Raw genomic sequence first — 14,032 nt, 5'->3', positions numbered from 1 at the left:
ATCACACCATGACAACCCTCTCCGCACCGCACCTCTTCAGCGAACGCCAGACCGCCGTGACCGCATTGATCGACGACGTCCGCGCCATTCTCGCGACCGAAGGCATGACGCGCACTGCGCTCGATGCAATCAGCCTGCGACTGCTCGCGCTTGCATCGAAGGATGCTGCGTTATTTTCCGCCGATGACTTCCCGCCGCCGCAACCGGGCAGCGGCGATACCTCGACGCGTTACAGGCTGAACCCTGGGGAGGAGGGTGTGGCCCTCTACCTGAACTCCTTGCTGCCGGGCAAGACGACCGTTCCGCACAACCATGACACGTGGGCGGTAATCGCGGCGCTGAAGGGCGAGGAATTGAACCGCGTATATCGGCGTGCCGATGACCGCTCGGACCCGGATCAGGCGTCGCTCGAACTGGTACGTGAAGTGGTGGTCCAGCCCGGGACGCCGATCGCGTTCCTTCCCGAGGATATCCATAGCATTCACGTCACGGGCGATTCGCCGACGTTGCATTTTCATCTCTACGGCCGTCCGCTCGAAACGCTTACAGGGCGCCTTGGTTACGAACTCGATACAGGGCGCGTGGTGCGCTACAACGCAACGCATATGCAGCGCGGTACGCAGGCGGTCGGCTGATGAGTCCACCGGTGTTACACAAGACGACGCGGCTGATGCATGCGGGTGCGCCCGCATTCATAGACGGAACGGCGCCGGTCAACGTGCCGGTCGAGCGAACGAGTACGGTGCGTTTCGAGAATACGTCGAGCCGTGCCGCGCTGCAAAAGCGCCGCGAAGCGGGCGAACCGGTCAGCACGTATGGGCGCGACGGCAGGCAGACGCATCGTGCGCTGGAAGCGGGTATCGGCGAGCTCGAAAGTGCGCGTGATGTGCTGCTTGCGCCGTCGGGTTTGTCGGCAATATCGCTGGTATTCATTGGCTTGTTGTCGCCGGGCGATCATGTGCTGGTTCAAGACGGCGTGTACGGTCCGGTACGGGAGCGCGTGGAGCCGTTGCTGACGCGGCTGGGCGTTGCGTTCAGCTACTTCAGCGCCGCCGATGGTCTGCCGCACAAGCATATTCAACCGAACACAAAGCTGATCTATGCGGAGTCACCGAGTTCGTTTCTTTACGAAATCCTCGATCTTCCCGCGCTCGCCGACTTTGCTCATGAGCGCGGTGTCCTGCTTGCCGCCGACAACACCTGGGGCGCCGGTCTGCTTTATCAGCCGCTCGCGCTGGGCGCCGATATATCGATTCAAGCCGTCACCAAATACCTCGGCGGACATTCAGACTTGATGCAGGGCGCGGTATCGACGGTCGATGCCGAACTCGGACAGAGATTACAGGAAACGCATCACGCACTCGGCTTGAGCATCAGCGCCGACGATGCGTATCTCGCCCTGCGCGGCATTCGCACCTTGCCGATACGGCTCGCGCAACACGCGCGCGGCGCGTTTGCCGTGGCATCCTATCTGCAACGCGTGCGCGCGGTGACGCGCACATTCCATCCCGCGCTTGCCAGTGACCCAGGCCACGCCCTTTGGTCGCGCGACTTCCACGGCGCGAACGGCCTCGTGTCGTTCGCGTTGCGCGACGCCGATGCAGCGCAGGCCGCTGCGTTTGTCGATGCACTGAAGTTGTTTAGCATCGGCGCCTCGTGGGGCGGTTATGAAAGTCTCGCGCTTGTCGCGCCGCCGCAGCGTTTGCGCGGCCAGCGCTATTGGGCGGGCACGGAAGCGGTCATTCGCCTTCACATTGGTCTTGAAGATGCCGACGACTTGATCCTCGATCTCGCCCAGGCGTTTCGCAGCGTCGCCTCCTGAACTTTCCACTTTCTTCGCGGAACTCATCCCATGGCCTTGAACCGGAAAGACGTGCCTGTCGTCGACGCCACTACCACGCGTGCGTGGCTCAACGACGGCGCTGAAATCGCGCTGCTCGATTTGCGTGAAGCCGGCCAGTTTGGCGAAGGACATCCGTTCTTTGCTATCCCCTTGCCGTATAGCCGCCTTGAGATCGATGCCCCGCGTCTCGTGCCACGCCTCGGTACGCGAATCGTCCTGCTCGACGATGGCGCCGCATCCGTTTCAGCGCGCGCTGCACAGCGCTTGACGGGTCTTGGTTATACCAACGTCGCCATATTGCGTGACGGAACCCGCGGCTGGGCATCGGCTGGATACACCTTGTTCAAAGGGGTCAACCTTCCGTCGAAGACATTTGGCGAACTGATCGAACACGCGCACGGCACGCCGCATATCTCGCCGTCGGAACTCGCCGCGCAGTTAGCCCGCGGACAAACCCCGGCACTAATCGATGGCCGCACGCTCGACGAACATCGCAAGATGACGATCCCCGGCGCGATCCCCGTGCCGAACGGCGAGCTTGCGTACAGGATCGGGACGCTCGTCGGCGATACCGAAACGCCCATCTTCATTCATTGCGCGGGGCGCACGCGCAGCATTATCGGCGCGCAGACGCTGCGCAATCTCGGTGTGCCGAATCCTGTGACCGCGCTGGAAAACGGCACGCAGGGCTGGGCGCTTGCAGGTTTGACGCTCGAGCATGGCAGCGAGCGGCGGTATCCGGATGTGCTCAGTGAAACCGCCATTGCCGAAGCCCGCGCGCGCGCCGCAACGCTCGCCGCGCGCTTCGGCATCGCGACCATCGATACAGCCAAGACACAGGCCTGGCTTGCCGACCCGCGCCGAACGACGTTTCTGCTCGATGTCCGAACGCAAGAAGAATATGCGCACGACGGCCTGCCGTTCGCCACGCACGCACCGGGCGGGCAGCTCGTGCAGGCGACCGACCAGACTATCGGTGTGCGGCACGCGCGCGTGCTGCTGATCGATCACGATGGTGTGCGTGCGCCCGTGACCGCTTCATGGCTCGTGCAACTCGGCTACGAAACGGCGCTCGTTTCAAGCGCGGATGCATCACGGTTGCGCACAGGGAACTCTGCGCGCTCCGCTCAACCGCCTCTGCCGAAACTCGATACGTCAGCGCTGCGCGAAGCCGCAGCGAGCCACGCACACCTGATCGATTTGCGTCCGAGCGCGGCGTATCGCCGTGAGCACGCAGCGAACGCTCACTGGTCGATTCGTCCGCAGCTTGGACGCACGCTAGAAGCAGTCAACGCGTCGCCCGATGAAACTTTGCTTGTCTTCGCCGACGATCCCGCCATCGCCAACATTGCGGCAATCGATCTGCGCGAACAAGGTTTCACATCGATCTATCTTGCCGGCAATGGCGTGCAGACATGGAAGGACGCGGGCCTTTCCGTCGCTTCCACGCCCGATCTTCCCGCCGATACCGCGCGCATAGACTACCTGTTTTTCGTGCACGATCGTCACGACGGCAACCTTGATGCCGCGCGCCAATACCTCGAATGGGAAACCGGCCTGATCGCGCAATGCGCGCCGGATGAACTCGCCGCTTTTCGTATCGACGCACCGGCTCTCTCATGAAAATTCGCTTCTCCGCAACTTTTGGAATTGCACTGAGTGCGCTCGCGTTATCGTTATCCGCTCATGCCGACGCCACGCTGGACCGCATCAAGTCGCGCGGCACGCTGATCGTGGGTGTGGTGCTCGACGGCACATATGGTTCACTCGATCCGCAAACGCGCAAGCCCGTTGGCTACAACGTGGAGCTTGCCGAAGATCTCGCGCGCCGTCTTGGCGTGAAGTTCGAAGCGGTGGAAGTGACGCCACCGAACCGCGTGCAGTTCCTGCAGCAGGGCAAGGTCGATGCGCTCATTGCAAGCATGCAATACACCAAGGAACGCGATGAGATCCTGAGCTACGTGCCAACGCCGTTCGAGGAGATCGGCGGCTCGGCGATGGTTCGGAAAGACTCGGGCATCCACAACTGGAGCGACCTGCGAGGCAAGCCCGTTTGCGTATCCCAGGGCAGCAACTACACGCGGCCGTTGATTGAACAATACGGCGCACAGGTCAAGGGTTTCAAGGGCATGCCGGAAGCGCTGCTCGCGTTGCGCGGCGGCTCGTGCGTGGCATCGGTTCATGTGACACCGGGCATTCAGGCGCGGCTCGCAAACACGTCGGGCGAGTGGAAGGACTATGAGTCACCGATGCCCGATCAGTTGATTCCATCGCCGTCGGTCATCTGGGTGCGCAAGGGCGAGACGGACACGCAGGCCGCGTTGGATGACATCGTGAAAGACTGGCACAAGACGGGCTTTCTTATCGATGAAGGTAACAAATGGCACATGCCGCCTTCGCAGCAATTGCTGAAGTGGCACCAGCAGTATTCGTCGAAGTGAATCGGACAGTGCCCGGCTTGTTCAAAGCCGGACACTCGACCACGCTTAGAACTTCGCGCGGATTCCGCTGAACACCGCAACCTGGCGATTCGTGGATGACGCCGTGCCCGCATCTGCAATCGCGGCAATCTTGCTGTAGCCGCTGCCGACCCGCGTGGAGGCGTCGCCGGAAGCAAGCTGATACACGCCCGATAGATACAGCTCCGTACGCTTCGACAGCGCGTAGTCGAGACCCAGCGTGAACTGATGCCAGCGCGGCTTGAGCGACGCGCCTCCGGTTCCCGGCAAGTTGTTCGCGCGGCCATCGGTGAAGGTGTAGACGCCCAGTACCGTGACGGCGCTCGTCACGAGGTAGCGCAGGTTGGCATCGTAGTTATTGAACTTGCGCGACGAACCGTCGTTGTAGTCGAGTTGCGTATGGCTGAACGCGAAGCCTGCCGTGGCTTTGCCGAGCACATAGTTTGCGCCCGCGACCGCGATCTGCTGGCGCAGCACACCGCTGTTAAGGCCATAGAAGAGGGCGCCGCTGTAGTCGTCGCCGCTCGTGGTCGTGGCGCCACCCACCGCGCCGGCGGTGTTGGTCGTCGTATCGGGATGATTGAGCACCACATACCCGCCGCCGGCTGACAACGGACCCGCGGTGTAGTTCGCCGAGACACCCCAAGCGCGGTTGTTGCTGAAGCCCTGGCCCGTGCCGTTGTTCGCCTGGTTGCTGAATGCGTACAGCGTGTCTAGCGTGAAGCCTGAAATGGTGTCGCTGCGAAACTTGATTGCGTTGTTGATACGGAACGTCTGGTTCAGGTTGTCGTTGTCGCCAACGTGCGTGGCCGGTGACCAGAATCCCGAGCCCGCGTATTGCGCGACCAGATCGGAGAGCGGTTCGTATTGACGGCCGAGCGTGACCGTACCAATGCCTTTCTTGGCGATGCCCACGAATGCCTGCCGTCCAAACTCACGGCCGCCTTGTCCAAGCGTGCCATCGTTGGGACGAAAGCCGTTCTCCAACGTGAAGACAGCGCTGAGACCGCCGCCCAGGTCCTCTGCGCCCTTGAGACCCCAGCGGCTGCCGCTCAGCTTGCCGCTCGTCTGCTGGAAGTTCTTCGCGCCCTTCTGATTGTTCGTGTAGGTAAGCCCTGCATCGACTATCCCGTACAGCGTGACCGAGCTTTGCGCCTGCGCTAGTGCAGGGGCGATAACCATCATGCCGGTTGCGCCGGCCAGTACGACTCGTTTCATCGGTGTCCTCTTGTCAAAGTAGTTGTGTCGATCAAATTCGGGACCCCGATCTTAGGGTTCTTGACCAACTGACAGAACGATGAAATTTAGCTTCGTAATACAGATGATCGTAATTTGTAAAGATGGGACAAAGTAATTTGAAAATGAAACCGGGCTGCACGGGATCTCATGCAATCCATAAAGTGCGCCGTCTGATAAACATATGGCAAACGAATAATTGTTAAGCGCGCAGTGCGTCGTTAGTCTTTTGCTTTTCGCGCTATTTGTTATTCCAACGACACGGGAGTCTTGCAGATCATGTCCGGTACTCCAAACTACGAACCCGCTTCGGAGCGTTCCGGCACCGTGTTCACGCCTGCGCTCAAGGTTCGCGCGAAGACTGTGCGGGTTACTTCGGCGCAAGGTCGCAGCGCAACGCGACATGTCGTGCCTGCGGCGCTTGCTGCATTGGCATGGGTCGCAAGCGCGGCGCTCACGCAATGGTGGCCCGATGCTGATGAGTGGCCTTATACGCGCCATTTGCTGGTTATAAAACTGGCGCTTGCTGTAGTGGCTCTGTTGATCGGTGTGAGCGCGTATGCAAGCGTCTCGAATCGCCAAGCCGATGCCCCGCCGAGCCGCGCAGAACGCTGGCTTGCGGTCATGCCCTGGTTGGTCGCGCTTGCCATAGCCTTCACCGTCTGGGACGTGCTCACCGCGAAACTCGAAGTGCTGCCGCGCCCGTTCTTTGCGCCGCCGCAGGCGTTGATCGCAGTCTTCTTCGACGACTTCCCGCGCCTCGGTTCCAGCGTCGTGCACTCGTTCGGCTTGCTTGCGTACGGTTATGTGATCGGTGCTATCGCGGGCTTCGTGACGGGCGTGGGTATCGGCTGGTCGAAGGCCGTTGTGTACTGGCTGCATCCGGTTCTGAGGCTGATCGGACCCTTGCCCGCTACGGCTTGGCTGCCGCTTGCGTTCTTTTTCTTCCCGTCGAGCTTCAGCGCAAGCGTGTTCCTCATTGCGCTTGCCACGGGTTTTCCGGTCGCGGTGCTGACATGGTCGGGCGTAGCCAGTGTGAACAGCACGTTCTACGACGTGGCGCGCACGCTCGGCGCAAGACCCGGTTTCCTGATTCTCAAGGTCGCTGTCCCGGCCGCGTTGCCGTCGGTGTTCGTCGGGCTTTTCATGGGACTGGGGGCATCGTTTTCCGTACTTATCGTGGCTGAGATGATGGGCGTGAAAGCGGGCCTCGGCTGGTATCTGCAATGGGCGCAGGGATGGGCGGCGTACGCGAACATGTACGCCGCGCTGCTCGTCATGGCGCTGATGTGCTCGGGTCTCATCACGTTGCTGTTCCGCTTCCGCGATCGTTTGTTGGCCTGGCAAAAAGGATTGTTGAAATGGTAAGCACGCAACTCAGTCAGTCCACGCCGGGCGCACGTATCGATGTAAACGAAGTCAGTCACCGGTTTTCTTTGGATGGCGCAGCGTTGCCCGTGCTCGACGACGTCAGTTTCTCCGTGGAGCCGGGCGAGTTTGTCGCGTTGCTTGGGCCAAGCGGTTGCGGCAAATCGACGTTGCTCAGGCTCGTGGCCGGCCTCGATTCGCCGGCGCAGGGCTCGGTGTCCTCCAATGGCGTAAGCATCGGCGGTCCGGACCCGTCGCGCGTTGTCGTGTTCCAGGACCCGACCTTGTATCCGTGGCGCACGGTGCGCGCAAACGTGGGGCTCGGACCGGAAGCGCAGCGAGACGGTCTGCGGTTTCCGTGGAGCAAGCGCAAGGCGGCGCGTTCGTTGCCCGAAGGCGCTCGCTCGGCTGAACAGCGTATCGATGCCGCGTTGCAACTCGTTGGCCTGACCGAATTCGCCGCGGCTTATCCGCATCAACTGTCGGGCGGCATGGCGCAGCGCGTCGCGTTGGCGCGCGCCCTTGTGAACGACCCGGAGTTGCTCGTACTCGATGAACCCTTCGGCAAGCTCGATTCACTCACACGCCTGCGGATGCAAAGCGAGCTCGTTAAATTATGGCGTGACGCGCGCTTCTCGGTGCTGCTCGTGACCCACGATGTCGAAGAAGCCTTGTTCCTTGCAAACCGCGTCATCGTATTCAGCGAACGGCCCGCGCGAATCACGGCAGAAGTGCGCAACGATGCACCTTATCCGCGGCATCGTGACGATCCAAAGCTGGTCGAACTGCGCCGTGAAGTGCTCGCGCTGCTCGGCCTGGTCGCGTAAGTAAAAATAGAAAACGCCAGCAACACCTATAACCAACGACCTGTGGAGAATTACCGATGAACCGTTCAGATTCCGGCGCCGGCGAAAGCGCCTCGACGCCGGAGAGCATTTCACGCCGGGCATGGTTGCGCAAGACTGCATGGTCAGCCGGCGCCGCTGCGTTGGGCGGCGCGGCCTTTGGTCTGGCCGGCTTGCCCGCTCGCGCCGACGACACCAGGCTGAAGCCGCTCAAGTTGTCGTGGAATGCAAGTGCGATTTGCACGGCCCCGGTACCGGTCGGCATCAAGCAGGGGTTCTTCGCCAAGCATGGACTGGATGTCGAACTCATCAACTTCGCGGGGTCGACTGACCAGTTGCTCGAAGCAATCGCCACGGGAAAGTCGGATGCGGGCGTTGGCATGGCGCTGCGCTGGATCAAGCCGCTCGAGCAGGGCTTCGATGTCAAGCTCACCGCCGGCATTCACGGCGGCTGCATGCGCTTACTTGCAACGCGAACATCAGGCATCGTTGATTTGCCGGGGCTCAAGGGCAAGACCGTGGGTGTCAGCGACATGGCGAGTCCCGCGAAGAACTTCTTCGCGATCACGTTGAAGAAGATTGGCATCGATCCGGATAACGATGTTCGCTGGCGCCAGTATCCCGCCAACCTGCTTGGCGAAGCATTGAAGAAGGGCGAGGTTCACGCCATTGCGGACGGCGATCCGACCATCTGGACGCTGCGCGAATCCGACCACTTGTACGAGGTGTCGAACAACTTGTGCGGCGAATACCAGACCCGTGTCTGCTGCGTGCTCGGCGTGCGCGGCAGTTTGATAAGAAAGGATCGTGCGACCGCGCAAGCGCTCACGCAGGCCTTGCTGGAAGCGACGGAATGGACGGCGAACAATCCTGCAGAGGCCGCGGCAATCTTCTCCGTTCACGCACCGCAAGCGGACGTCGCACAGCTTACGGCCATGCTGAAGAGCCACACGGACCATCATCATCCGGTTGGCGATGCGTTCAAGAAAGAGATTTCTCTTTACGCCGATGACCTCAAGACAGTTGGCGTGTTGAACAGCGGTACGGACTCGACCCGTTTCGCCAACAAGGTGTTTTCCGACGTTCTGGCTTGACGTCTACAACGCCAGCTTGTAACCCTCATGGCTGGCGATAAAACCGAGTTTGTCGTAGAACCGGTGGGCATCGGCACGAGTCTTGTCTGTCGTGAGCTGCACGAGATTGCAGCCACGCGCCCTGCATTGCGCGATCGCCCATTCGAACATCTTCTGCCCCAGGCCTGAATCGCGGCGGTGCGCGGCTATGCACACCGCCTCTATCTGTCCCCGCCATGCGCCCATGCGCGCAATGCCTGTAATAAACGTAAGTTGCAACGTGCCGATCACTTCGTCGTTATCCGTGACGACCATGAGGTGCTGATTGGCGTCGGCGTCTATGGCTTCGAATGCAGCGACGTACCGCCCGTCGAGCGGCGTGCGGACTATCTCGCGCTGGCTGCCGAGCGGGTCATCGGCGAGCATTGCAACGATCGCGGAGATGTCGGCCAAGCGCGCCGACCTGAATTCGATGTGTTCCATTGAGCTTCCTTCAATACTTGCCGAGCGATAAAGCCTGGCTCGCGTCGAATGCGGCCGTCGATTTGCCGACCGCGCTAGCGAGACCTTCGATAGTCCGCCTCTTCCCGATCATGCCGAGTATCCGTCGGGCCGGACGCACTGGAAAGCACCATTGCATTCTACGGACGAATTCAGGGAGAATCGTGCGAAATGGCGCCTCCGGATCGACGAGACAGGAACGGATGTCGCGGTGACGGGGCTGATTGTTGAGTACTATGAGGCGGCCAGGAACAGATAGTCCCGGGCGTTCGCGGTGAAGCAGAAGCATCTCTGACGGGTTCTCATGAAAAAATATCGCCCGCGTCTTCCGCAAGACCATTCGCACGTGGCATGGCGGGAGCTTTCACTGACATCGTTGCCGATCGCGCTGGTGTTCGTCGCGCTGGTCGGGCTGGCTGTCTGGGTTGCCGATCCCGCACCGCCGAAAACCATCACCATCAGCGCAGGTCCGCTCGACAGCTCGCTGCTGAACACCGCGAACACGTATAAAAAGATCCTGGCGCGCAATGGCATCACCCTCAACGTGCTTCAATCCGATGGTTCCGTACAGAACCTGCAGCGGCTGATGGATCCCAAGCAGCACGTCGATATCGCGCTCGTGCAAGGCGGCGTCTCCGATGAAGCCGCGAGGGCTTCGCTGATGTCGCTGGGAAGCATCTTTTATATTCCCATCGTGGTGTTTTACCGCGGCAAAGGCCTGACGCAACTCTCGCAACTCGATGGCAAGCGCATCGCAATCGGGCGCGAGGGCAGCGGCACGAGGATGTTGTCGCTCAAGCTGCTGGAGGCGAACGGCATCTCCTCCCACGGTGACACGCAACTCGTGCCGATCGACGGCATGCAGGCGGCCGAGCAACTGGTGGCAGGCAAGGTCGACGCCGCCATGCTCAGCGGCGATTCGACCACGCGCACGCTGATGCTGCGGCTGCTTGGAATCCCGGGCATCTCCGTCATGGATTTTGCGGAGGCGAGCGCCTATACGCGGCTCTTTCCCTATCTCAATCAAATCGATCTACCCGCCGGCGTTCTCGATCTTCGCAGAAAATGGCCGCCCGATACGCTCCACCTGATTGGTCCGACCGTTGAAATCGTGGCGCGGCCGAATCTGCATCCGGCCATATCGGATCTGCTGATCGAGGCGGCGCAGGAGATCCACGGCGCGGCCGGTCTGCTGCAGCGCGCGGGCGATTTTCCGAGCACGACTGCGCACGAATACCGGATCAGCGAAGACGCGACGCGCTATTACAAGTCGGGCAAAAGTTTTTTGTATCGCGTGTTGCCGTTCTGGGTTGCGAGCATCACGGACCGGATCCTGGTGCTTTTGTTGCCCGTGGCCGTGCTGCTGTTTCCGGCATTGCGGCTGATTCCCGCGCTTTACGGATGGCGCGTGCGTTCGCGGATTTATCGATACTACGGTGCGCTGATCGCGATCGAACGCGGTGCTCTGAGCACGTCGACGGAGGAGCAGCGCATGGCGCTGCTTGCGGAGCTCGATGAAATCGAGGCGTCGCTCAACACGCTGCGCATGCCGCTCGCTTACGCCGATGCCTTTTATGTGCTGCGCGAGCATGTCGGATTCGTGCGGATGCATCTGGCTCCAGGGCAGCGTGAAACTGCGCACGTCTGACAAAAGAATACCCCCGCGATCGCAGGGGTACGGTGTGCATTTGCGAGGTCAGCAGTAACAGGTTCAGGCCGGCAGGCAGGCCGGCTCCGGCTCTCGCAGTACTTCCGCTTCACCGGCCGCCTTGCTGCCGCCCGACGAGTTGACGTAGGCGAGCACGTCCATGGTCGTCTGGTACGCCCAGATTGCGAAGCTCGCGATCAGCTCGGCTGCCAGCGTTGCACCGGCCGTAGCCGCGCCGCCCAGCACCTTCGTGAGAATGGTGACGATGGCAAGAGAAAGACCCCACCAGCCGGCGAGACTCAGCACCAGCCGTACGAGCGGCATGAAAACGCCGGCATCGTAGACGCCTTTCAGCACGACCAGCAGCGCACCGGCCGTAGCTGCACGATTGGTCCGGATCGCGTCGGTTTCCGCATAGATCTACGCGTCGGCTGCACGCTTCAGTTCGTGCGCGCGGCGCATCGCCTGATCTTCGTCGGCGATGTTGGCAAACCCCAGCACCAAACCGCTTTGCGACGGCACGCCCATATACCAGCGCGATAACGCCTGTTCGCCAAAGCCCTTGGGATTGGCGCGGCCGGCCACCGCTACGTCGTCCGTGCCGTCGACGAAATGCGCCGCCATCTGCAAGCCCCCCGGCGGGAGATCGATGGCGAGGCGCTCGCCGAACACTTCGGCAAGGGCGCGCGCGGTGATTTCCCGGCGATGCGCGTATAGCAAACGCATCTTCTTCAGGTGCCGCGCAAAGTGGCCTTCCGCCATGAAGTCGGTCACGCTTGCTTGCAGGAGATAGGGGGACCCCGCGTTCATGCTTGCGCAGACTTCGTGAAAACGCTGCGTTGCGCTGACCGGCGCGACCACATACGCGAGCCGCAATCCAGGGAACATCACCTTGCTGAACGTGCCGCTATAAATCACACGGTCGTGCTGATCCAGGCTTTTCAGCGCGGGGAGGGGGCGGCCTGCGTAGCGGAACTCGCTGTCGTAATCGTCTTCTATCACCCAGCTTCCGTTGGCTTTCGCCCAGTCGAGCAATGCCATCCTGCGTTCCAGCGATAACGTCACGCCCGTCGGACTTTGATGCGATGGCGTGACTACCGCGAAGCGCGCATTCGCGTTGAGGGCGAGGCCGCGTTCGACCGAGATGCCGTGTGCATCGACGGGAACGGGTACGAGCCGCGCATTCACTTCGAGCAGGAAACGGCGGGCGAGAATGTAGCCGGGGTCCTCGAACCAGAGGGCATCGTCGGGCGAGGCGAGACTGCGCAAAACGAGTTCGAGCGTCGCACGATAACCCGTCGTGACGAAGACCTGCTCGGGCACGCATTCGACTCCGCGCGACAACCCCAGGTAAGTGGCGATCCGTTCGCGCAAGGGCCAGAAGCCGGCGGGGTCGGGGTACGCAAACGCGGTTGCGTCGCCGCTGCGCAGCCGGTGCGCGACCAGCCGGTTCCAGACCTTGCGCGGGAATGCATCGATTGCGGGCAAGCCCAGTTGATGCGGTCGGGGCGCGCCGCTGCCATAGGGCGACAACGCAGGCGCCGCTGCCGGCAAAGGTTTGCCCGCTGCACGCCGGGTGCCGCTTGCCGAAACTGGCAGCGCTGGCGAAACGATGGTTCCTGCCGCGCCGCGAACCTGCAGATACCCTTCATCGGCGAGGATCCGATAGGCCATCTCCACCGTTCCGCGCGCCACGTTCAGTTCCATCGCGAGGCCGCGCACCGCAGGCACGCGATCACCGGAGCGCAGATGTCCTTGCGCAATCGCGTTCTTGAAACGCGTGCAAATCTGCAGATAAACCGGCACGGAAAGCGCACGATCGATATCCAGCTCAAGCTTTGGTGATGCGGGCTTCATGGACTAGTCATTGTGATGATTCTTGGCTCTTCTAGGCAGGCCATGATTTTCGCATACTACTTCTGTGGCCCTATACAGCGATACCCGCGCCAGCAAAACCAATCACGAATGACTGACTTTTCCCAGGAGCGTTTCATGACTTCCCGTCTTGATTTCTACAAATCCAATCCCGCCGACATCAAAGCCCTGATGGGCGTTGAAGAACAGATCAACAAGAGCCCGCTCGAACAGATCCTGAAGGAACTGGTGCGCTTGCGTGCATCGCAGATCAATGGCTGTGCTTTTTGCCTGGATATGCACGTGGCCGACGCACGCAAGGCTGGAGAATCCGAACGCCGTCTGGCGACGGTCTCGGCATGGCGCGAAACGCCGTTCTTCACCGAGCGCGAACGCGCTGCGCTGGAGTGGACCGAAGCGCTGACGCTGGTCGCGCAAAATCACGTGCCGGATTCTGTCTGGGAAGCCGTCCGCCCGCATTTCGACGACAAGGAATTGACCGACCTGACGTTGCTGATCACGTCGATCAACAGTTGGAACCGCTTTGCGATCGCGTTTCGCAAGATGCCTGAATAACGTCGTGTCAGGGTTTTAAGCTTCCGCGCGTGCTTCCAGCAACATGGCCACGCGCGTGCGGGCGAAGGCGGGGTCGATGGGTTCGTCGTCGAAAAGCAGCCGGTACATGATCGGCGCGACCACGCTGTCCATTACATCTTGCAACGCCGGCGGCACTTCGCCGCGCTCGACCGCGCGCTCCAGGATCATCTGAACCTGCGAGCGCGTAATAGCCGCACACTGGCACGCGGGGCCGCTGCCGTCGGCGTTCATTCCCGCGAGCACGTCGCGGGTCATCGCACGGCCCGGCGCCGATGACATCTCGTCCTGGTATCCCTGCGCCCACGTTGCGAGATCGCTTTGCAGCGAACCGGTATCGGCGGGACCGTTGTCGGGGTAGAAACGCTGCACGGCGACATCGGCGAGAAGGGTTTGCAGGTCGCCCCAACGCCGGTAAATGGTCGACGGCGTCACGCCCGCCCGCACCGCAACCTGCGGCACGGTGATCGCGTCGCGCGGCATTTCCGCCAGCAACCCGTTGACCGCCCGGTGGACCGACTCCTGAACCCGCGCGCTTCTGCCGCCGGGCCGCAAACCTTCTCGTGCTGCCATGTGCTCCACTCCTGCTGCGAACCAGTGTTAAAGCTAAA

Annotated in this window: 14 protein-coding genes; 9 read left to right on the top strand and 5 right to left on the bottom strand. The window is 61.5% G+C overall.

The features are described 5' to 3' along the window. Nucleotides 1–8 precede the first annotated feature (8 nt). The 4 genes from AX768_RS21780 to AX768_RS21765 are packed head-to-tail and all read left to right on the top strand — an operon-like array spanning nt 9 to nt 4,284. The gene (locus AX768_RS21780) at nt 9–635 is read left to right on the top strand and encodes a cysteine dioxygenase family protein (protein ID WP_062002071.1); all 627 of its coding nucleotides are present in this window, start codon (nt 9–11) and stop codon (nt 633–635) included. Next, nucleotides 635–1,822, top strand: coding sequence for a trans-sulfuration enzyme family protein (locus AX768_RS21775; RefSeq protein ID WP_062002070.1), 1,188 nt, complete (start codon nt 635–637; stop codon nt 1,820–1,822). Before AX768_RS21780 ends, AX768_RS21775 begins: the two co-directional genes overlap by 1 nt. A gap of 30 nt (nt 1,823–1,852) precedes the next feature. Next, complete coding sequence (locus AX768_RS21770) at nt 1,853–3,466, top strand: rhodanese-like domain-containing protein (RefSeq protein WP_062002069.1); 1,614 nt, start codon at nt 1,853–1,855, stop codon at nt 3,464–3,466. Continuing rightward, nucleotides 3,463–4,284, top strand: a complete 822-nt coding sequence (locus AX768_RS21765; protein WP_082778986.1) for a transporter substrate-binding domain-containing protein — start codon at nt 3,463–3,465, stop codon at nt 4,282–4,284. The genes AX768_RS21770 and AX768_RS21765 overlap by 4 nt, the downstream gene beginning before the upstream one ends. A gap of 45 nt (nt 4,285–4,329) precedes the next feature. On the opposite strand, the gene AX768_RS21760 is transcribed toward AX768_RS21765, so the two are convergent. Beyond that, nucleotides 4,330–5,520, bottom strand: coding sequence for a porin (locus tag AX768_RS21760; protein ID WP_062002068.1), 1,191 nt, complete (start codon nt 5,518–5,520; stop codon nt 4,330–4,332). Between the two features lie 297 nt (nt 5,521–5,817). Here AX768_RS21760 and AX768_RS21755 point away from each other — a divergent pair, with 297 nt between their 5' ends. From AX768_RS21755 to AX768_RS21745, 3 genes are read left to right on the top strand one after another with little or no spacing between them, the layout of a single operon-like run. After that, complete coding sequence (locus tag AX768_RS21755) at nt 5,818–6,906, top strand: ABC transporter permease (protein WP_082778985.1); 1,089 nt, start codon at nt 5,818–5,820, stop codon at nt 6,904–6,906. After that, entirely contained in the window at nt 6,900–7,733 is an 834-nt protein-coding gene (locus tag AX768_RS21750) for an ABC transporter ATP-binding protein (RefSeq protein ID WP_062002067.1), read from the top strand. The genes AX768_RS21755 and AX768_RS21750 overlap by 7 nt, the downstream gene beginning before the upstream one ends. Nucleotides 7,734–7,789: 56 nt before the next feature. Next, nucleotides 7,790–8,845: an ABC transporter substrate-binding protein gene (locus AX768_RS21745; RefSeq protein WP_062002066.1), complete on the top strand. Its 1,056-nt coding sequence runs from the start codon at nt 7,790–7,792 to the stop codon at nt 8,843–8,845. A gap of 3 nt (nt 8,846–8,848) precedes the next feature. On the opposite strand, the gene AX768_RS21740 is transcribed toward AX768_RS21745, so the two are convergent. Beyond that, nucleotides 8,849–9,307, bottom strand: coding sequence for a GNAT family N-acetyltransferase (locus tag AX768_RS21740; protein WP_062002065.1), 459 nt, complete (start codon nt 9,305–9,307; stop codon nt 8,849–8,851). 322 nt (nt 9,308–9,629) lie between these two features. Here AX768_RS21740 and AX768_RS21735 point away from each other — a divergent pair, with 322 nt between their 5' ends. After that, on the top strand, nt 9,630–10,973 hold the full coding sequence (locus AX768_RS21735) for a TAXI family TRAP transporter solute-binding subunit (RefSeq protein WP_062002064.1): 1,344 nt from the start codon (nt 9,630–9,632) through the stop codon (nt 10,971–10,973). 63 nt (nt 10,974–11,036) lie between these two features. On the opposite strand, the gene AX768_RS21730 is transcribed toward AX768_RS21735, so the two are convergent. Continuing rightward, nucleotides 11,037–11,330, bottom strand: a complete 294-nt coding sequence (locus AX768_RS21730; protein ID WP_062002063.1) for a hypothetical protein — start codon at nt 11,328–11,330, stop codon at nt 11,037–11,039. Nucleotides 11,331–11,393: 63 nt separating this feature from the next. Beyond that, nucleotides 11,394–12,830, bottom strand: coding sequence for a MocR-like pyridoxine biosynthesis transcription factor PdxR (gene pdxR / locus AX768_RS21725; protein WP_062002062.1), 1,437 nt, complete (start codon nt 12,828–12,830; stop codon nt 11,394–11,396). Nucleotides 12,831–12,965: 135 nt separating this feature from the next. On the opposite strand from pdxR, the gene AX768_RS21720 reads away from it, so the two are divergent. Next, a complete protein-coding gene (locus AX768_RS21720) occupies nt 12,966–13,403 on the top strand; it encodes a carboxymuconolactone decarboxylase family protein (RefSeq protein WP_062002061.1) in 438 nt (145 codons plus the stop codon). Between the two features lie 15 nt (nt 13,404–13,418). Here the strand turns inward: AX768_RS21720 and AX768_RS21715 are convergent, their stop codons facing one another. Then, a complete protein-coding gene (locus AX768_RS21715) occupies nt 13,419–13,994 on the bottom strand; it encodes a TetR/AcrR family transcriptional regulator (protein ID WP_062002060.1) in 576 nt (191 codons plus the stop codon). Between the last annotated feature and the right edge of the window lie 38 nt (nt 13,995–14,032).

Origin of the sequence: Burkholderia sp. PAMC 28687 (genome assembly GCF_001577465.1) — a bacterium.
In the GTDB taxonomy this organism is placed as follows: Bacteria; Pseudomonadota; Gammaproteobacteria; order Burkholderiales; family Burkholderiaceae; genus Caballeronia.
Note: the sequence above shows the minus strand (reverse complement) of the source record. Positions and strands in the feature narration are given on the sequence as shown.